Here is a 21,579-nt window from a genome sequence, read left to right on the forward strand (position 1 = left end):
TCATGTAGATTATTGGTCCAATTTGGAAGTCGCTGATCGAAAGTTTGAGGATAAAATGACTGATCAACACCGTAACAAGGAAGAGCAGGCAACATCAGGAAGTACCGAGGAATGTGTCAACGAACGTGGCCAGCAACACGATCAACCGACAAGCCCTATGGAGCAGACTGACCAGGATAACCAGCTCAAGGAAAGCAGCCAACATAGCGCCGAGGAACCGTCGCACAAAGTCACAGCAACTCAACACATCAAGGCTCCACAGCCCGCTTCTGATGACGATGATGATAAAACCATTGTGCAGACTGTAAGTAACCGCTCACAAACAACCCCCATAAACCACGCCAAAATCAGCATCGGCGATACCTTGTCCGAGCGTTACAAGTTGGTGGAAAGCTTAGGCGCTGGCGGCATGAGTGAAGTCTATAAGGCTAAGGACTTGTATGCTGAAAATGCGGGCGATAAAACCCCATTTGTCGCCGTAAAAGTTCTTAGTAACGAATTCGCTGATCATCCTGATGCCGTTACTATTATGCAGCGTGAGGCAAAGAAGACACGTGAGCTATCCCACCCTAACATCGTTCAAGTCTTTGATTTCATTTTCGAAAAGGATTTGTGTTACATCGTTATGGAGTTACTTGAAGGTGAGTCCTTGGATAACTTAATTAAGCGCAGTCGACCCAATGGTCTACCTAAAGCTGGTGTCATGAAAGTTGTTCATCAGATCAGTTCTGCCTTAAGCTTTGCCCACAAAAACGGTGTCCTTCACAGCGATCTTAAGCCCAGTAATATTTTTATAACACACAAACAAGACGTTAAAATTTTTGATTTCGGTGTGGCTCGCGCCTTAAAGCAACAAATTGATGAATACGCCGTTCAGACTCATAGCGATGAACCCGAGTTTGATGTCGGCGGCTTCACACCCGCTTACGCTAGTCCTAATATGCTTTCCAACCAACCTATCGATGTTAGAGACGATGTGTATGGACTGGCCTGCATTACTTATGAAATGCTGACCAGTAAACATCCTTATGATCGCTCCCCTGCAGATAAAGCCTTAGCAAAAGCACTGAAACCTGCTAAATGCAAGAAACTCAATCCGTTTGCCTGGACTGGTCTTAAAAAGGGGCTAGCTTTAAAACATAACGAGCGTGTTGCCACCGTCGATCTGTTTTACCAAGGCTTAAGTAAACAACATGGCAAACCGATCCTTTTGGCGGCAAGTGTCTTAGCGTTAAGTTTTGTTGCCTATAAAATCTGGAGCACAGATCAAACCCGACTCCACCAACTACAGTCTGAGCTTACGGCGCTTCAAAATGAACAGTCGAAACTTGATGCCATTCTTAACACCGAGAGCCATCAGATTGATACCGCATTGAGCAATTTAAGCACTTTGACCGATAACCATAAATCGAGTGCGCTCAACCAATTGCGCCAACCCATTTATCATCACTTTACTGCTAAAGCCACTGAGGCTTTAAAAAATAGTAATGGTAAGTACCCTAATTATCCGGCAGCGCTCGCGGTATTGACACAAGCTGAAGGCTATTTAACGGACTCACAGCAGTTACATGATTATAAGGCCCAGGTTTTATCCAATCGTAACCAGTTACTAAGCAGTATTGAACTTAAATTCAATAACTTACTTGAACTACAAGATTACGCGGTTAAACAAAATGGTGGTGATATTTATAGTTTGCAGGAAGAAATGAAACAAATTGCACCTAAATATCAACCCGACATCAGCCCACAAGCGCAAGAGCTTTTCTTAAGCTCCCTGCAACAGGCGATGGATACTAATAATTTTGTCGAGCTACAGCAATACCAGCACGTCGGCGATAAGATTTTCGCACACAACGACCATTTCCAAACGCTTAAATCCGAAAGCCTACAATACCTTTCGGCTGCGGATAAACTCGGAACATATCAAAAAGATATTGCCGAGAACCCAGAATTGGCCTTCCCTTATGATGCGGCAGCCATCTTTTACAATAAAACCTTCCACAGTTTTGAGCAGCAGATTTCTGAAGCTGAATCGGTCCAAGCTCTTGATAACATTGCACAAGAAATGCAGCCCTTATCGCAGTCTCTACCACCTGACTTCGAACTCTTGGCCGACACACAAACGGCTCTTGGAAATGCTTACATTAAGCTGGCGGATACCTTAAACGGTCGAGGGCGTTATCGACAGGGCGCGAGAACCTTAAAGAAAGGACGAGAAATTTTGGATGGCATCGCTAAAGACCAAAGTTAGGCTCTACAATCAGGAGTGACGAACTTCAGTCACTCCTTTTTCCTCCCACTGGAACTATTGACGTGCTTGATAATAACTTTGTTCGGAAACGCGGTGCCACTCTTTGGCTTGTTCCTTGAACTCGGTAAATGATTTCAAAATTCTTTGGTCAAGCTCAGTTTCCGCCTGCTCGCTAAGCATGCCTTCTGAAATAGCTTCAAGCTCCTGTAATACCTCTTTGGGTAATTCTCGTAGCTCCACACCATGTTTATTGATCAACGTTTGCAACGCCTGATTATTTTTCGCGGTAAAATCAGCCAGTAAATCCGCATTGGCAGTTCGGCATGCCATGGTAACGATTTGCTGCAGGTCTTTCGGCAGAGCTTCATAGGCTTTTTTGTTGATCAAAGCTTCAAGCGTCGTCCCTGGCTCGTGCCAACCCGGGTAATAATAATAACGCGCTGCTTTAAATAATCCGAAGGCCAAGTCGTTATAGGGACCCACCCATTCAGCGGCATCAATCGCCCCAGTTTCGAGCGAGGTAAACACTTCACTTCCAGGCATCAAAACCGGAATGCCTCCTGCGCGTCGCCACACTTCCCCACCGAGACCTGGGATCCGCATTTTCATCCCTTTCACGTCGTCTAACGAATTAATTTCTTTATTAAACCAACCCGCCATTTGAACACCAGTATTACCGCATGGCTCAGGGATCAAACCCAAAGGTTCATACAGTTCTCGCCACAACTCAAGTCCACCGCCATGCAATAGCCAGCCATTCATTTCCTGTGCGTTTAGGCCAAACGGCACAGCGGCAAAAAATGGCGTCATTGGCAATTTTCCTTTCCAGTAATACGACGCACCATGACCTATTTGCGCTGCACCACTAGCCACCGATTCAAACACCTGCAACGCTGGCACCAATTCACCAGAGCCATAGACTTTGACTTCCATCCGTCCGCCGCTTAGCTGGTTGATTAATTTGGCGAGATACTCTGCTCCTTCTCCTAAACCCGCAAAGTTTTTCGGCCAAGTGGTGATCATTGTCCACTTAATGACTTCACCATCCCACTTCTCGACAGGCGCTGTCTGCTCTTGTTTCTCGCCACCTGTGCAAGCACTCAGCCCCGCAACCGCGGCACCAGCCCCTAAAGCCCCAATAAATTTTCTTCTTTTCATGATTAACCTACGTTGAATTTTCCCGAAAACACAAGTTTTTTGGGCGATTTCTGGCATCAATGTACCGACTATACTAAGCTATGGCAACTTTGATTAAAAAAAGACCATGCGGGGGCATTGATGTCGAGTTTTATTAATATTTACGAGCAAGCGCTCGATCCTGAATTCTGTAACAAATGTATTGAGAAGTTTGAAAAAAGTTCTCACAAACGTCAAGGTGAAACCGGCCATGGCGTTGATAAAATCAAAAAAAATAGTACCGATATCACGATTACTCAGTTTCCCGATGAGTGGCAAGAAGAAATGCAGCATATTCAAAATGTTGTTCTTCGCGGCATGATTCATTACGTTCGCCAATATCCGTTCTTATTAGCCGGTGCGGTATCTCTAATGTTCCAAAACCAAGAAGGCGAGATGGAACAGCTGAGCTATGTGGATGTTGAGAAGATGGACGATCAAAGCCTTGCTCAGTTTATTCAGGCAGTTTACCGCTTAGGGCCAGTCAACGCACAAAAATACGATAAAGGCGAAGGGGGTTACTTTCACTGGCACTCAGAACATTATCCTCACCCTAATGATCCAAATCAGGACTCACTGCACCGTACGTTGTTGTGGATGTTCTATCTCAACGATGTTGAAGAAGGCGGAGAAACCGAGTTCTTCTACCAGCAGGTTAAAAGCAAACCCAAGCAAGGCTCTTTAGTCATTGCACCCGCCGGTTTTACCCATACCCATCGAGGCATGAAGCCGGTGTCAGGCGATAAGTATATTTTGACCAGCTGGGTGCAATATCAGCGCGCAGGTGACATGTACGGTCAAAACGCTGATAACAATAATAACCAGACTCAATCTTAAGCGACGCTTCAGTACAATGAGTCTTCAATAAAATGAGTCTCCAATAAAAAGCCCCGCGAAAACGCGGGGCCGAAGACTTTAACACTAAGGGGTAGTATTGGTGTTAAAGTAAAACACTTGTGATGGTTATAAGATAACTTTTATATCCATTATTGTCCCACACCCCTTTATTTTTGAGTCAAATCTGCATTTATTCTGTGATCTCGTTCACCTTTTTCCGCCCATTTCGCGCTTTTGTTATCCTTTAAAAATAAAAAAAGGCCGCCGAAGCGACCTTTTCATCATTCTGATCCGTTACAGGTGAATGATTGGGTCTGGGTTACCGTCTTGGTCATTACCCGCAGTACCGTCTGTGCTTGGATTACCGTTTTTCAACATAATCACAGCACAGGCTGCTGGCGATGCCATAGAAGTACCTGACATGGTTGTTGTGCCACCACCTTTACGCAGAGACAGAATGCTTACGCCTGGCGCTGCATAGTCCACTGGTGGGTTACCATAGTTAGACCATGAAGGCATGTTGTCGTTTGAATCTGTCGCAGAGATTGTGTAAACACGGTTGCCGTTGGCACGTGCTGGCGAGTGATTGCTCGCGTGATCACCATCGTTACCGGCTGCTAGTACGAAGTAAGCACCAGAACTTTGAGCCGCCGCTTTAACCGCGTCATCAAGCTCTTGGCTTACTGGACCACCTAGGCTCATGTTAGCGCAGTCGCCAGCAGATGCATTAGCCGCAACGTGGTCAACACCCGCGATGACGCCTGAGTATGAACCAGAACCGCGAGAGTCTAGTACTTTAACAGGAACAACGGTTGCGCCCGCAGCAATACCAACCACATCTTGAGTGTTGTCGATTGCAGCAATCGTACCCGCTACGTGAGTACCGTGACCGTTACCGTCGTCGGTATCGGCGTCTTTACCTTTAGTGAAGGCGGTAAAGCCACGACTGGTGTCTACATTAAGATCGCCATGATCCGTGTCGATACCGGTATCAAGTACCCATGCTGTATAACCAGCGCCACTTTGAGCGCCACCAACACGAGTCACACTCCAAGGCGTTGTTTGGCTGCCACCGCCGCCACCGCCGCCTGGCTTACCTTTGAAGCTGACGCTGACAACGCCATCAGGAGACATACGCTTAACGTTCATGTTACCGCCGAATGCTTTTTCAGCAGCGTGACAAGGAGCGTTTACCGTGAAGCCTTTGATTGAATTAGTATAAACGTGACGAACCGATGATTGAGCGCGTTGAGCCATTCCTTTTGCTAAACCTTTTACTTCATCACCGTTCAAGCTATCCTGCAACGTGATGATGCAACGATTCTGAACATTTAACTCATCACTTGATGAATACGTTGGTTCCACAGCTAAAGATTGTGTCGATACAATTGCCATGCCTACGGCACTAGCGATTACTGTTTTTTTCATTTGGATATTACCCCATTTGGTTTTTTAGAATTTGGATTTCGCCTGCTATTTTCAGCGTGTTTTTTATAACGAAATCCACACGACTCAAACTTTATAACAACTGGCTATTTTACGATCAAGTATTATTTTTAATTATGCTAACTGGTTGAACCAATTATATTTTTTCATCAATAAAAAAGGCAGGGATAACCCTGCCTTTTGTGTAAGCTTTAACTGTTTAAGCAGTTATTAGCCACATTTTTTAGGACCACCACGACATGGTTCTGGCTCTGGGTCACCGCCGCCGCTGCCGCCGCCGTCAACTGCACCAGTACAACCGTTCGCAGTTAAGTAGTCGCTCGCAAGTTTCGCTTTAACGATACCGTAACCGAAGTAGTCGTCACGTCCTGCTGCACCTTGGTCTTCAGCCGTCGCTTTCATCGCAGTACGAACTTCCGTACCTGAACAGCTAGGATGATTTGACCATACTAACGCTGCAACACCTGCCGCCGCTGGAGTCGCCATAGACGTTCCGCTCATGTAGCCGTAGTCGCTCGCGCCTGAGTTGATGCTTGCATTAGCAGAACCAACGATTGCCGCACGATCTTCAAACGCTGTGCCCACTGCTGGGATACTTGTCGTAACACCAGTAATGTCCATGTTGATAACGCCTTCGCCAGCAACATTGTTAATCACAACAGCACCGATACCACCTGAGTTACCACAGTTGTTGATTTTGTCTGCGAAAGAGATGTTACCACGGTCAATCACACAGACTTTACCGCTAGCGCCTGCGTCAGTTGCTTCAGCTGTACCCATGAAATAAGTTGCACCAGATACTGCGCCTGTGTTGTCAGTTGCCGCTGCTGCTACACCAACACCGTCAACAGTCAAACTTGCAATTGTCGCGCCGCCTGCTGGGTAAGTCGATAGTGTGTTAACACCACCCGCTGTTACTTCTACGCCATAACCGTCATGCGTTTCAGTTGTCGCGTTCTTACCACGACCAGAAGTCATTGTGTTTGATGGGAATTGCGAGAAGTCTGCAATGTTGTTGTTGCCGTCGTTAGCACCAATCATCATCACTGATTTGTAGCCTGCTGGGTATGAACGAACGCTGTTGCCGTCGTTACCCGCTGCTGCCAATACTAGACCACCGTTAGCAGTGAACGTATCGAACGCTGATTCTTCAACGCTGTTCGCTCCGCCGCCACCTAATGACATAGTAATGATGTTTGCGCCAGCTTGAGTACAAAGGTTAGCAGCTTGTGCTAGATCCGATGAATAACCCCAACCTGCAGCGTTGAATACTTTAATGATGTGCATTGGAACGCCAGGAGCCATACCAACAACACCGATACCGTTGTCAGCTGCGCCGACTGTACCAGCTACGTGAGTACCGTGTGGGCCACCGTCACGGAACCAGTCGCCTGTTCCTGAGTCGTTGTCACCGGTGATAACAGACCAATCGAAATCGTTGTTCTTGCCACCAGTCTCACCTTGAGCGCCCGCGATACCAGAATCGATAACACAAACTTTTTGACCGCCCTGAAGCACTAACTGATCCGCTTGTGATTGGTACACAGCATAAGGAGTTAATTGCTGAGCAGTTGGGTCACCTGCGTCATCATTGTAGATAGCCATTGGGAAACGCTTCAGATCTTTTTCCATCTTTTTGAAGCCTTTCTGACCACGGATAGAGCTTTTCCCCTTCTCATCTAAATCTACGGCAAACCAGTTTTTGCCTTGAGCCAATACTTTTTGGCCTTTTTTCAATCCTTGACCATTATCACTATGCGTTACGATTACACGCTCTGCGTGTGCCGCTGTGCCAAGCGCTAAGATAGTCGCTGCACAAGCCATTTTAATTTTAAAATTCATCTCTACCCCTTTGGTATCACTTTAAACAGTATTTCTTTAAACAATAAAAAAGCTCCATCACTATGGGGTGAGGTTTTAACTGTCCATAGTCGATGAAGCTCGTGAATGGATTAAACCAGTTTAGTTAATCTAATGTCAAACAGTATTTTTTCTAATGCTTTAATTTTCGTCAGATTGATACAAAGCGTTACAAAGCATATGTATCTAAGATGCGAGATAAAGCGGTAAGCTATTGTTTTTGTTGGTTTTACCCCACAAAAAAAGGCCGCCGAAGCGACCTTTTTTAGATGCTAATCAAGAGGTCTGATTAGTTTGAGCTACCCGTTAATGTTACTCCTGAGTAAGCACGGTAGCCACGTAACATGATGTGGTAAGTGCCTGCTTGAGCATTTAACGTACAGGTCTCATTGTTACCGTTTCTGTACGGACGGCAATCATAAGTACTTGTTGTTGGCTGGCTGCCATAACGAACGTATAAGTCAGCATCACCAGAACCGCCAGAGATTGAAACACTTACTGAGCTGCGGCCTGCTGGTACTTCTAATGTGAAGTACTGACTGCTGCCCTGAGCACCCGACAAGTTAGACTGGTTAATTGTGTCATTTACTGGCTCACTACCAGCGTCAGTGTAATCTCCAACTAATGTTGTATCAGCATATGAGCTGTAACCACGGATCATAACGTGATAGGTGCCTGCTTGTGGAGAAGCGAACGAACAGTTCTCAGAGTTACCACTCTTATAAGGGCGGCAATCGTAAGTACTAGTCGTTGGCTCTGAACCAAAGCGTACATACATGTCAGCATCACCAGAACCACCTGCCATGTCGAACGATAGGTCAGTTGCGCCTGCTGGTACTTCTAGTGTGTAGAACACTTCAGAACCTTGTGCACCGCTAATACCCGTAACCGTTACACCTTTAGTTAACTCGTTACCACTTGGTGGTGGAGGTGGGTTACCGCCGCCACAGACTGAATCAAGCTCAGCAATCGCTGCTTGTGTCTGGACTAAACCATAACCAGTACGGTCATCACGTCCCGCTACATCAAGGTCAATCGCTGTATCTTTAAGTGCTTGGCGAACTTGAGCCGCTGTACAGGTTGGATGGTGGCTCCATGCTAGTGCCGCAACACCTGCAACGTGTGGCGTCGCCATTGACGTACCGTTGTAGTAAGACCAATCCTGACCACCTTCTTTCGCCATAGTCACGTTTTGACCCGCTTTGTTCGCAAGCTCTAGACCTGTCGCACGATCCACAGAGACCACTGGCGTCGTGCCAATTTTGCTGTTGAAGTCAATAAGGAAAGGATGCTGCAAACCTGGACGGTCAGCATTACTGTAAACCACAACACCTTCAGCGCCTGCGTCCATACACGCATCGACACCACGGTATTCAGGATAGTTATTTTCCGTAGAGCTTGTGTTGTCGCCTTGGTTTTCACCACGCTCAACTAGACAAACTTTACCGGTCATGCTTGGGCAGTTATAAGTCGTGCCTGAAGTCGTACAAACCCCTAGCGTGCCTGACGCAGAACCAACGTTAGCAGCGTTGTCGAAGCTTAGGCTGCTGTTGTAGAAGTTTTGTGGCACAACACCGTTTGCAAAATAATCAACACCGCCAACTTCTAGTTGACCTAGGAAGCCGTCACCGATACCAACCGTCGAAAGAATTGCTTCACCCGGACCGGCTACTTCAACTTGGTTCGTGAACTGCGAGAAATTCGCGTGCTTGTTGCCAGAATCAACCGCTGCAACCGATACTACGGCATCATACGACGCTGGGTAGGAGTGGCTAGAATCACCATCGTTACCTGCTGCTGCGATATTCAATACGCCATTATCAAAATGGTTTTGGAATGCGTTACGCTCTGTCGTAGAAGAACCCGCACCACCTAAACTCATGTTAACCACGTTAGCACCGCTGTTCACACACTCGTCAACCGCAGAGATTAACGACGATGAGTAACCCCAACCTGATTCGTTAAAGACTTTGATCACGTGGATATTAACGTTAGCATTTGGCATCACACCAACAACACCAGAGTTGTTCGTTACTGCTGCAATCGTACCCGCTACGTGAGTACCGTGCGATCCGCCTGGCTCGAACCAGTTACCGGTACCAGAATCGTTAGTACCTGAATGGTTGTTGCTTGATAAATCTGAGTTGTTGATATCGTAACCAGAGTCAATGATACACACTGTACGGTTACCGGCGTTGCTGTCAGAGACAACATCCGCTTGGACACGAGAAATACCCCATGGCTCTACTTCAGTCGTATCAAGATTTGTCGCGTACAACTTACGCTTAAAATCCGGTTCCACATATTCAACATTAGGATTGTTTCGAAGTGCTTCTAGTGCATTTGCAGAAACTTCGATAGCGAACGCATTGTGTTGCTTTAGGCTCACTTTCATCTGGCCGCCAGCTTTCATAGCCATTGCTTTGGCTTGCTTGCCGTGACCAGGTTTGAATTTGACGATAACGCGCTGATTTTCTTTATCAGCCGTAGGCGCTGCGATTGTGGTCTTACCCATTGCGCCTGAGGCATGAGCACTAACGCCCATGGCTAACATTGTGGCTGTGCAAGCCAATTTTAATTTAAAACTCATTAAACCTACCCCTATAAGTATGTGTCTTAATGTAGTGGGATTTTCTTCATAAAGTTTTTCTTTATAAACAAAAAAGCCTTGTTTTTCCCAGAGAGAGTACTTTGACTCTTCCCTAGTCAACAAGGCTGGCACTGATTAAAGCAGTTAATGAATCCACAGATCAAGGATAAGTTTTTATATTTTACAAATTTGCTACCAAGCGTTACAAGACAAATATACCTCAGATTATCTCATTATAAATCAATTACTTATGAAGAAGGCTCTAATTTAGCATATGCTAACATTAGTTTTTTTAACCCATCTTTTTCAAAATTCACCTGCACAGAAGCCTGCGGCCCCTCTCCCTCATAATTAATAATGATGCCCTTCCCGAATTTAGGGTGCTGGACCAATTGACCCAAGTGAAATCCTTCAGGCCCTTTGCGCTTAATCGGTGATTGCTTTTGAAAAACAGGACGTTGTACTTGAGTATTCAAGCGAACCTCCGTCATCAACTCAGCAGGGATTTCATTAATAAAGCGCGATACCGAAGGATAAGTCTCGCGACCCCACATTCGACGCTTTTCAGCATACGTCAGATATAGCTGCTTCATCGCACGCGTAACACCAACGTAGGCCAAACGCCGTTCTTCTTCCAGGCCGCCCGGTTCATCCAACGACATCTGGTGCGGGAACAGCTTTTCCTCCATGCCAGCAATAAAGACCAACGGAAACTCTAAGCCTTTGGCCGAGTGTAAGGTCATCATCTGTACCGACTCTTGATATTCATCCGCTTGGGTATCACCTGCCTCCAGCGAAGCATGCGCGATAAACGCCATTAATGGCGTCATGTCCGGCGTTTCCTCGGGAATCATTTCATCCGGATCAAACTCACGAGTTGCGTTGACCAGTTCCTGCAAGTTTTCCTTTCGCGCCTGCGCCTTTTCGCCCTTCTCTTTACTGACTTTGTCCATCAGACCCGAGTGCTCGATCACCACCTCGGTCTGTTCCCACAAGTCGACTTCCTGCGTGCTCGAATCCAGCTCGTTAATGAGGTGCAGAAAACCTGCCATGGCGGTGCGTGCCCGTGGTGGCAACAATTGATCGACCACCATTTTATTGGCCGCCTGCCATAAAGAGGATTCATCCTCACGAGCTTGTGCACGAATTAAGTCGACCGACTTTTCGCCCAAACCTCGGGCTGGCGTGTTAACCACTCGTTCGAATGATGCATCATCATCACGGTTCGTCATTAAGCGTAAATAGGCCATGGTATCTTTAATTTCCGCACGCTCGAAAAATCGTAAGCCGCCATAAATACGGTAAGGAATATTTCGGTTGAGCATCGCATCTTCTAGGATCCGCGATTGCGCATTACTGCGATACAGGATCGCAATATCGTTATAACTATTCCCCTGCTCTACCCAATCATCAATTCGAGCGGCGATAAAGCGCGCTTCTTCTTGTTCATTAAAAGCTGAGTAAACGGTAATGGGTTCGCCCTCATTGCCCTCAGTCCATAAACTTTTTCCCATGCGGTCGCTGTTATAGGAAATAACCGCATTCGCGGCTTTCAAAATAGTACTGGTCGAACGGTAGTTTTGCTCAAGACGTGAAATTTTGCAGTCCGGGAAATCATTCTCAAATTGCTGAATGTTTTCAATTTTGGCGCCACGCCAGCCATAGATCGACTGATCATCGTCGCCAACAATAGTGATTCGGTTATTGTCGTGGCATAACAAACGGATCCAAGCGTATTGAATGGCGTTGGTGTCTTGAAACTCATCCACCAGAATATGCTGAAAACGCTCTTGGTAGTGCTTTAATAAATGTGGGTTGTTAGCCCAAAGCTCATAGGCACGCAGTAACAATTCATTAAAATCGACCAAGCCTGCCGTTTTACACGCTTCTTCGTAGGCGTAATACACTTTGACCATGGTGCTGACGAAGAAATCGCCATGATGCTGGATATTGCCCGGACGCAAACCATCGTCTTTTTTGGCATTAATAAACCACTGCGCTTGTTTTGGTGGCCACTCGTTGTCGTCGAGGTTCAACTCTTTCATCACACGCTTGATCACGCGCAGCTGATCCTGAGCGTCTAAAATCTGAAAACCTTCCGGCAGACCCGCATCCCGATAATGCGCCCGCAATAAGCGGTGGGCAATGCTATGGAAAGTGCCGACCCACATACCTCGCGCCGGCATTGCGAGCATATCTTCGACCCGCCCAAGCATCTCCTTCGCCGCTTTGTTGGTGAAAGTCACCGCTAAAATCGAGTGTGCCGATACTTGCTCTACTTTGACCAACCAAGCAATGCGGTGTACCAATACGCGAGTTTTACCCGAGCCAGCGCCCGCCAACACCAATAATGCCTTATTGGGCGCGGTCACGGCTTCGGTTTGTGCGTCATTTAACGATTCGATTATGCTTGAGGCATCCATATAGGCTATGCTTGGTCTAATTGTAAATTGATGGGCTATTGTATGAAAAAAGCGACACTATTATTACCCTTTTTCTTATCCTTTTTATTGGCTCCGCTCCTTTTGTCAGGCTGCGGTTCAATGTTAGTGCCATCCGACGAAGAAAAATTGATGCAAGATGCCTATTCTTTACAACGGGTTAGCGTCCTCCAGCATGCCATCAATGATCCCATCGTCGGCTACAAAGCAGGCTTAACCAGCGAAAAAGGGCAAGAGGCTTTTAATGTTGGCGAGCCATTAGTCGGCGCTTTATTCAGAAGTGGCTTTAGTCGCAACCGAGGCGCGTATATTTTAGGTAACTACCACGACTTACGCCTTGAAGTAGAGCTGGGCTATATCTTGAAACGCCCGATCACTCAACCTGTTGAAGCTGACCAATTATCACACTACATCAAAGCCATCGTCCCGATCGTTGAGCTACCTAACCTGCGTTTTGCCCGCAAAGACGAAATGACGGCAGCAACCCTCATCACCAGTAACGTCGGCTCCAACCATTTTATTATGGGCAACACCATGGCTTATGAGCCAGATACAGTGAATCAACTGACCACCTCATTGAGTAAAAACGGCACGATCATCATGCACGGGAAAGCGACTGATGCCATGGGCGATCAACAAGAGGCTCTGGTATGGATGATCAATAAATTACTGGCCATTGGTTACCCGCTCAACCAAGATAACTTGCTGATCACGGGCGCTCTTGGCACAATGTTGCCGGCAGAGAAAGGCCAGTACGAAGCACGTTTCCGCACAGACGCCATGGAAGAGCACGAAACGTACATCATCGCTTTTTCTATTCGCTAATAGACACATTTCAGATTCAGGAGTATTCATGCGCGCCGTATTTCTAGATGCAGACACACTGGGTAACTGGCAAGGCAAATCCAGTCAGCCAGTAGCAGACCTAACACCACTCGCGGAGTGTTTTGACGATTTTGACGTCTATGGCCTGACTAAACCCGAAGAAGTCATCGAACGCTGCAAAGATGCTGACGTTGTTATCACCAATAAAGTCGTGCTAGGTCGTGACACGCTACAGCAGTTACCAAAGCTTAAAGCGATCCAGTTAGCGGCTACCGGCATGAATAATATTGACCTAGAGGCGGCGAAAGAACACAACATCGAATGCTTTAATGTTGCCGATTACTCCACCTTTGCGGTAGCCCAACTGACGCTACAGTTTATGCTCAACTTCGCGACGCGAGCGTGTGAACATTACCAACTCACCGCGCAAGGTGCTTGGCAAAAAAGTCGCATGTTCACCCTGACCGACTTCCCGATTATGGAGCTTGAAGGAAAAACCTTAGCGCTGATTGGATACGGCAACATTGGACAAAAAGTTGAGGAGCTGGCCAAAGCGTTTGGCATGAAGGTTTTGGTCGCCAATATTCCGGGACGCCCGATGCGCGACAATCAAACCACGTTAGAAGAAGCGATACCGCAAGCAGATTTCGTCTCATTGCACTGCCCATTAACGGACGAAACGCAGGAACTTCTGAACGCAGATTTCTTTCAGATGATGAAGAACACCGCTTATGTTATCAATACCGCCCGCGGGCCGATCATTAATGAAGCAGACTTAGCCGTGGCGCTTAAAAATCGTGCCATTGCTGGAGCGGGGCTGGATGTATTATCCGTCGAGCCGCCAACACCTGACAACCCTCTACTGGCTGCTGATGTTCCCAATCTTTCAATCACACCGCATATCGCCTGGGCCAGCCACGAAGCCAAGCAGCGCTTAATTGAAGGCATGGCGAAGAATATCAAAAGCCTGTCATAAGCCAGTAGGTTTTATTCCTATACAAAAAAACGGAGCCCGAAGGCTCCGTAAAAAAGTTAAGGGGTAGGATAACTTTTTAGGGGTTCTACATTTTAGGCCGTGCCTTATTGGACATGCTCACAACGTCCCATTTCTGCGCCAGCTTTTACTTTATTGACAAAGCCGCGAGGGAAACCTGTTTGAATGGATTGACCATTGTCACAAACATAAGCATGATCCATATCAACAAACCAAGTTATTTGTGCACCGGCAAGTCCACCCATCATTTTATTTCCGTTCGCATCAATCGCATACGGGTTGTCCATACCATAAACGGCTTCCACCACACCTTGCGAGGCTAGGAAATTATTCAGGGTAATCCAGCCAAGGCCTTCTAGGTACATCGCACCATGGAAGCCCGTACGGAAGTTGCCTGCACGACCAATCATAACGCTACCATCGTCTGACATATCAGTAACGATCATCGGAGGTATACCCAGCTGCTGTTGCACAAAATCTGCTGGATACTGTTGACACAAATCACCGCCGAAGAACGAAGGTGCGGCAATGTCTTCACAGTATTCTAAGCCACCTATGTTGGTAAATGACTCAGCTGAGTTTGATGGGTTCCACAGAATCACGCCATCACGAATTGTCGTTAAAGCAGTCATTGTGCCATCATAATTTGTACCATAAGCTTCCGTCGCTCCAACCATTTGATTCAAGTTATAAGCCTGACCTTGATACCAACCTACAGCTTTACTGCCTCCGGCGTTACCAACAATCACTTCGCCATTGCCTGAAATAGCATGTGCACGGATCCAAGTATTATTCAAGCCCAGTCCATCAGTTGGCAATTCCGTCATACCTTCTTTCTCGTTCCAGACAAAAGGCACAACTTCTTTCGCAAAGTATTCCTGACATGAGCCATTACCGTTTTTATCCACATAGGCCGTTCCGACAACCGTTTTAGCAGAGTCATCCATCGCCCATGGCGTTGCCGCGTTAATCCCAGTCTGGCTTTGGCCACCACAGGTGTTACCGTTAAGATCACCAAGCAAGGTTAGACCTTTGCCATAGTGATAAATCGCAGGCTCACCGATTCCATTTTGATCCAAGTCAACGCCACCCACTAAGAAGTTCTGGCCATTTCGATCAATATCGGCGCTAGTGGTGCCCCACTCGCTTGGGAATACAGAGAAGCCTTTAACCACATCCCACAAGAAAGCCGTAGGGCCAACATTACCCGCAGCGCGACGACCATTTTTCGACATGTCGGTTAAGAAGCCATTTACGATAGGCGTAAACTGCACACCATCGGTGTAACCATTAAAAATAATATTCGCCTCTTTTTCGACACCTGCTTCGGCTACAATCGCTGTCGATAAGCACGCATTATCATCTGCTGGCGAATGAGTTTCACCGTCATTCCAGTACTCAGCTTCCGACACTAATGCCGTGCGTGCTGTTGGATAACCACCTGAATTGATTTGCTCAATGTAAACAACGTACTGCTCACCTGGTGTTAAGTTACGAATAGTATAACGACCGTCTGGGCCAACTTTACCTTGAGTAGCGCTACCAGACATGTCCGATACAGCATCACCCAATGGGTTATTCACATTACGTGCGATGACGTTGATTCCGCTGTACTCCGTATCGCCGTCTTTAAGCTTTAACGTTCCCGTAATCGTACCTGTCGAAGACGCGTACTCTGGCGTTGGATAAATATTCGAGATCGCCGCGATATCATCAGGCATATCAACAGTGCTTTGAGCACGACCTGCGACACCTCGGTGATTGATGAATGGGAACATGGTTTCGATGTTATTCGGATCCATAGTCTCGCCGACTGACGATGGATAAGCATAATGGTATACCGGATCAACACAGCCTTTCACGCCTGGATATTTTGGTGCAAATAAATAACTTTGATAAGCCATTTGGCCGTTCACTTGTGAGTGTGACAGGTTAATGGCATGACCAAATTCATGCGTAAATACACCAGCAACTTGCTCTCCATTTGGATCGTTCACATCCACGTTCCAACCATTCATCAAAGCTGTTGCTTCAACAATTTCGCCTTTATCATTGGCAAACTCTGGAAACGCGATGCCCAACACTGCTGAACGTGGCACACCAAACATATCTTCCAAAATTGAACCATCAGTGTCGTAGATAACCCAAAAGCCGTAACCGTTCTCGGTGTAATACACTGAGTCCGCATTGTCCGCCGTAATATCAGCAATACCGATTTGCTCTTCAATGGTTCCTGCAATTTGAGCGTTAAATGTTGAGGTAGGAACATTGTTCCACTGATCAAACGCAAACTGCGTGATTTCATTGGCACGCTCAATCGTAATAAAAGGAGTAACGCCATCAAAATCAAAAGTAAAAGCTTCACCACCATCGGTATACACTGGGATTGGGCCATTACTCGTATTCCACTTCAGTGGTTGCGGAGTTTCATCGTCAGTTGTGTACAATGGTCCCGCAGCAAGTGCCGTTCCACCCATCGTTGCTAGGGCGACAGCAGCAGATAATTTCAATAATTTCATTACTTCATCTCCCCATTTTCAATCCAACCTTCAGATACTGCACGGTTCACTAAATTCATGAATGTACCGGCATCAACCGCACCTTCTAACGTCAACATATTTGATTCTTCGCTTGTAAGAAGCGCTTGATCGACATTAACGCCATCAAATAATCCGATGTTGTTAAATTGATTAGAGAGCTTGCCGTTAACCATTGCCAGTTTACCTTGAGCTAGACCGACTGTTGTCTGGAAACCTGTTTTCGATGCTGGCTTATAAAGAAACGCGACTACCGTTTCATCTTTATGCCAACGAGGGAAACCCTCAGGGGCAACGGCCAGTAGTTTTTTACCGTTGTCCATTTCACGTGGCTTGAGTAAGCCAAACTGACGAAAAGTATAGTCACTATCTTTTTTGACTTTCCCTTTCGCGCTATCCGCAACTGAAATAGTAACCTCAGTATAAGGAATACCTTTCTCAGAAATACCATCACTGACTGCTGTTACTGTGCCGTGAATGATGCTGTTAGATTGGTCGATTAATTGCGTCAGGTTTTGTTTTCTAAGCTGAGTGGCATCAACGCTGAATGCACTTAGCAAACCTAACACAATGACGACTTTAGCAAGCATAACCATGCTACTAAGTACTGTGCTTTGTAATTGTTTCATTGACTAACCTCCGTGGGTCTCTCGTGATATGTTTTTTATGAACACATATCACCATAGAGCAGGAGGCTTTCTGAAAATATAGGGGAATCCCTGATTTATTAGAAAATGGGGGATTCCCTTAGAACTCGGATTAGTTAGACTTGTGGTTAACTTTCGTTTTCGATTAGTCCAATACGAATCGCAAAACGCACCAGTCCGGGGACATCGTGAATGCCCAGGCGATCCATCAACTGGGCGCGATGACTTTCAACAGTTTTGACGCTGACAAATAATTTATCAGCAATGTCACGGGTAGCATTTCCTTCAGCGATTAATTGCAAAATCTGACGCTGTCTTGGCGTTAAAATATCGAGTTCTTGGTGCATGCCGCGTTTCTCTTTCGTAAACCGCTTTACCACTTCAGCATCCACATCCTGACTTAAATATTGCTCGCCATTCATCACGGCTTTTATTGCCGTAGCCAACTCCGCAAAAGCTGAGTCTTTAATTAAATAACCATCCGCTCCCGCTTTCCAGGCACGGGCTACATACTCTGGCCCAGCGTGCATCGATAACATTAACACTTTAATGGCTGAATTCTGTTGCTTTATGCGCTGCGCCACTTCTAACCCATTAAGCCCAGGCAGCGTAATATCCAATACGACCAAGGTAGGTGACTCTTGTCGCGCTAAGTTCACCGCATCCAGTCCGTCACCAGTTTCAAAAATTTCACCCACTTCCGGCATTGCTTTGATCAAGGTCTTGATACCCTCTCGTACCAAGGTGTGATCATCTGCCAGAATCAATTTATGTATATGCTTCATCGCGGAATTCTCGCTTCTATAGTGCTACCTTTTCCAGGCTCAGAATATAATTTTATATCGCCGTTAACACCCTTAACTCTTTCCATCATGCCTAATAAGCCTAAATGCTCGCCATGCTTAATCCGTTCATTGACAGCATTAATGTCATACCCATTTCCATCATCAACAATCCGAATACACATCGCTTCATCCTCTACCGACAGACTGATGGTAATCTTTGAGGCATTGGCATGCCGTAACACATTGCTAATAGCTTCTTGTATCACTCTAAAAACAACAACCCTAATATCGTGGGAGTTACCCGAAACGCCCTTGCTAGCCTTAAGCTCAACCACTAAGCCAGTCCGCTCCTCAATAACTTCTAGATAGTACTCTAATGCTGGTACTAGCCCTGCTTCATCCAACAAAGGCGGTCTTAGAGAAAGCGATACATTTCGTACTTGCTCAATCATCCCATCGACCATGCTTATGCTGCGATCCAAACGTTCCTTGATTAAGGCTTCATCATCAAGCGCTCCGATAACCTGTAAATTAATTTTGGTCGCCGTTAGTGTCTGCCCCAGCTCATCATGTAACTCCCGGGAGATATGCTGACGCTCCTCTTCCTTTGCCGTTTCCAATCGATTGGTCAAGTTGCGTAAGCCTTTAAACGCAATCATCAACTCAGCTTCTTTTTCACGAATATCTTGTAACGCCTTTTCCTTTTGCCGTTGCAACGCCATCAACTCTTTATTTCGAGCCTTTAATTTACTGAGTCGCAAACGGTGCAAACTGATAATCAGTGTTGCCAGAATGATTAAGACCAATAGCTTAAACCAATTTTCCATCCAAAATGGTGGTACCACTTCTATATCGATGGATTCTGTCTCGCCCCACACACCAAACACATCCTGTCCACGGATAGCCAGTTGATAGTTATCCGGAGCAAGGTTATAAAAAGTCACTTCGCGTCGCCCACCTAAATCTATCCAAGGTTCTTCTTCACTCATACGATACTGATATCGGTGCGGCTTTTCTGAATAATCTAGCACTGCAAACTCGACTGAAAATACATCCCCGTAATCCATCGTGTGATACTGGGCTACCTGATTCAATTGCTTTTCTTTTGAAACAGTACGTAATTTTTCAATCCCGGTAATCTTTACTGTTGGTTCCGGCGCAGTGATGAAAGGCGTTGCTTTTGGAATCACTAAGACTCCGCCAATCCCTCCAAAGTACAAATTCTTTTCATCCTCTGAAGTCGTTGTTCTATTAAAGTGTGTTATTAACAGACCAGATTCTGCTTTGTAATTTCTGATATTCCCATTTTTTGGATTTAACTGACTTATCCCTTCTCTGCTGGCCAGCCACAATACTCCGTTATCATCCTGCTGGATGCTGGTGACGACATTGGTTGACAAACCATCCGCCTCTCCCCAAGCTCTAAACTGAATCGTACTTTGATCGACCAGCTGATACACACCTGCACCATTGGTCGCGACCCAAACTTCACCGTTATGCGTTTGATGCACATGGGTTATATTGTCGCTTAACAAACCATGCCTAGATTGATTATGCATACCTAATCGCTGGCAACTCCAAGGCGTGATTCTGCACCGGTTGAGCCCTGACGATCGCGTACCCACCCAAAGTGTATTATCATCGCTTTGAAGTATCGTTGTTATGTAGTAGCCGCTGAGAGAGCTTGGATCGTTAGCCTTATTTTTAAAAGATTTAAATTCATCATCTTCATGATTTTTCCAGTACAAACCGTCGGTGCCGGTACCCACCCAGACGCCTTCATTGGTTGCGACTAAACTGTTGATGTATCCGTTGCCAATCGACTTTTCATCATCAATAGAGTGCTGATAATATGTTCCTTGGCCATCTTTTATCTGCCATAAACCGGTAGAAGTTCCCGCATATGTCCAATCACCATATTGCGTGATTGCCAAGACCCCCTCAGTTTTAAAGAGTTCGTTAGTTGCTAACTGCTCGGAAACGGCTCCCGTGTTGACATCAAGTCGCTGCGCTCCGCCACCGAAGGTTCCGACTAGCTGCTCAGTATTATCTTGATACAGTGCTGTCACATTGCGATTATCTAATCTATAACCATCACCGCCATTGCCTAGTACTCTAAAAGGGAGCTGCCCGAGGCGTGCCACATAAACTCCACCACCCCAAGTTCCTACGAATAGTTTTTTGTTGTAATAGTGCAAGGCTAATACGGGTAATGCAGGTAACTGGCCAGCACTGCCGAGTGGGTTTGAATTAAAGGGTTCGTAGCGATTATTCGCTTTATCGTAACGCAATATTCCTCGTTCAATGGTTCCAACCAACAGCTGGTTGTCATCCGTTGTCGCCAGTGTTACCACTCCCGGACGAATCTCACCGGCCTCAATGTCTACGGTTTGTACTTCTCGGGTTTGAGGGTTGTACTGAATAAGGCCCCGGCGTGTTCCTAAATAAAACCCGCCATTAGCTGCCTCTTTTATCGCAAAGACCTCATCATGAAAACTATCACCGGTTATCTCGCTAATCCTGTGACGAATAAACCGGTCTTCACCTTTCACTTTTTTGTTTATGCCACCTCCGACGGTGGTCACCCATAAGTCATCGTTATCATCAATATAGAGGTTATAGATATAATCATGGCTGATGCTGTTTGGGTTATCTTTTTCGAAGTAATACCGTTTAAAAGTATTTGTAGCGCTGTCTAGGTAATTTAAACCAATATCGGTACCAACCCAGTAATTGCCCTCTGCGGTTTCGATGATGTCGTAAACGCTGTCATTACTGATGGTTGTGTGATCGCTGGCATCGTGCCGGTAACGGGTGAATTTTTTAGAGCTGGGATCGTATCGATTTAAACCCGCGGTATTGGTGGATACCCAAATGTTTCCTTCGCTATCTTCATAAAGATTCCGGATATCCGTATCACTGATGGTTTTTTCGTTATTAATCTCGGGCTTGAAGTGAGTTGCGGTATAGCCATCATAGCGAAACAAACCTTCTCTGGAACCAACCCACAAAAACCCTTGTCTATCCACGGTCAAACTCGAGACCACTTCAGCCTCAAGCCCTCGTCCCTGTCCTAAAGGCTGATATACAATCTCTGCATGCAGTAGATTAAAGCCTACTTGAGCTAAGGTTAAGGCAACACATATTATAGATTTGATGATATTGATAGACGTTTCTCGATAAAGGCCTT

Annotated in this window: 13 protein-coding genes; 4 read left to right on the top strand and 9 right to left on the bottom strand. The window is 46.1% G+C overall.

All coding sequences use genetic code 11. The features are described from left to right. The first annotated feature begins 55 nt into the window (after positions 1 to 55). Positions 56 to 2,251, top strand: a complete 2,196-nt coding sequence (locus tag ABD943_RS05775) for a serine/threonine-protein kinase (protein ID WP_345292229.1) — start codon at positions 56 to 58, stop codon at positions 2,249 to 2,251. A 54-nt stretch (positions 2,252 to 2,305) separates the two neighbouring features. On the opposite strand, the gene ABD943_RS05780 is transcribed toward ABD943_RS05775, so the two are convergent. Further along, positions 2,306 to 3,412: a TRAP transporter substrate-binding protein gene (locus ABD943_RS05780; RefSeq protein WP_425559465.1), complete on the bottom strand. Its 1,107-nt coding sequence runs from the start codon at positions 3,410 to 3,412 to the stop codon at positions 2,306 to 2,308. A 117-nt stretch (positions 3,413 to 3,529) separates the two neighbouring features. On the opposite strand from ABD943_RS05780, the gene ABD943_RS05785 reads away from it, so the two are divergent. Continuing rightward, on the top strand, positions 3,530 to 4,264 hold the full coding sequence (locus ABD943_RS05785; protein ID WP_345292231.1) for a 2OG-Fe(II) oxygenase: 735 nt from the start codon (positions 3,530 to 3,532) through the stop codon (positions 4,262 to 4,264). A gap of 294 nt (positions 4,265 to 4,558) precedes the next feature. Here the strand turns inward: ABD943_RS05785 and ABD943_RS05790 are convergent, their stop codons facing one another. From ABD943_RS05790 to uvrD, 4 genes are all read right to left on the bottom strand, one after another. After that, entirely contained in the window at positions 4,559 to 5,692 is a 1,134-nt protein-coding gene (locus ABD943_RS05790; RefSeq protein ID WP_345292232.1) for a S8 family serine peptidase, read from the bottom strand. Between the two features lie 228 nt (positions 5,693 to 5,920). Beyond that, complete coding sequence (locus ABD943_RS05795; RefSeq protein ID WP_345292233.1) at positions 5,921 to 7,552, bottom strand: S8 family serine peptidase; 1,632 nt, start codon at positions 7,550 to 7,552, stop codon at positions 5,921 to 5,923. A gap of 307 nt (positions 7,553 to 7,859) precedes the next feature. Further along, positions 7,860 to 10,160: a S8 family serine peptidase gene (locus ABD943_RS05800; RefSeq protein WP_345292234.1), complete on the bottom strand. Its 2,301-nt coding sequence runs from the start codon at positions 10,158 to 10,160 to the stop codon at positions 7,860 to 7,862. A gap of 248 nt (positions 10,161 to 10,408) precedes the next feature. Continuing rightward, positions 10,409 to 12,583, bottom strand: a complete 2,175-nt coding sequence (gene uvrD / locus ABD943_RS05805) for a DNA helicase II (protein WP_345292235.1) — start codon at positions 12,581 to 12,583, stop codon at positions 10,409 to 10,411. A 42-nt stretch (positions 12,584 to 12,625) separates the two neighbouring features. Here uvrD and ABD943_RS05810 point away from each other — a divergent pair, with 42 nt between their 5' ends. Together ABD943_RS05810 and ABD943_RS05815 are read left to right on the top strand one after the other, a co-directional pair. Then, entirely contained in the window at positions 12,626 to 13,426 is an 801-nt protein-coding gene (locus tag ABD943_RS05810) for a 2-keto-4-pentenoate hydratase (protein ID WP_345292236.1), read from the top strand. 28 nt (positions 13,427 to 13,454) lie between these two features. After that, entirely contained in the window at positions 13,455 to 14,402 is a 948-nt protein-coding gene (locus tag ABD943_RS05815) for a D-2-hydroxyacid dehydrogenase (RefSeq protein ID WP_345292237.1), read from the top strand. 104 nt (positions 14,403 to 14,506) lie between these two features. Here the strand turns inward: ABD943_RS05815 and ABD943_RS05820 are convergent, their stop codons facing one another. The 4 genes from ABD943_RS05820 to ABD943_RS05835 all read right to left on the bottom strand — a co-directional run bounded on the left by ABD943_RS05820 (position 14,507) and on the right by ABD943_RS05835 (position 21,418). After that, positions 14,507 to 16,939 carry a hypothetical protein gene (locus tag ABD943_RS05820; RefSeq protein WP_345292238.1) on the bottom strand — a complete coding sequence of 811 codons (2,433 nt, stop codon included), beginning with the start codon at positions 16,937 to 16,939 and terminating at the stop codon, positions 14,507 to 14,509. Further along, a complete protein-coding gene (locus tag ABD943_RS05825) occupies positions 16,939 to 17,586 on the bottom strand; it encodes a hypothetical protein (RefSeq protein WP_345292239.1) in 648 nt (215 codons plus the stop codon). Before ABD943_RS05825 ends, ABD943_RS05820 begins: the two co-directional genes overlap by 1 nt. Positions 17,587 to 17,732: 146 nt before the next feature. Then, entirely contained in the window at positions 17,733 to 18,389 is a 657-nt protein-coding gene (locus ABD943_RS05830) for a response regulator (RefSeq protein ID WP_345292240.1), read from the bottom strand. Further along, entirely contained in the window at positions 18,386 to 21,418 is a 3,033-nt protein-coding gene (locus ABD943_RS05835; protein WP_345292241.1) for a ligand-binding sensor domain-containing protein, read from the bottom strand. Before ABD943_RS05835 ends, ABD943_RS05830 begins: the two co-directional genes overlap by 4 nt. Positions 21,419 to 21,579: the final 161 nt, after the last annotated feature.

The organism is Kangiella marina, assembly GCF_039541235.1.
Lineage (GTDB): Bacteria > Pseudomonadota > Gammaproteobacteria > Enterobacterales > Kangiellaceae > Kangiella > Kangiella marina.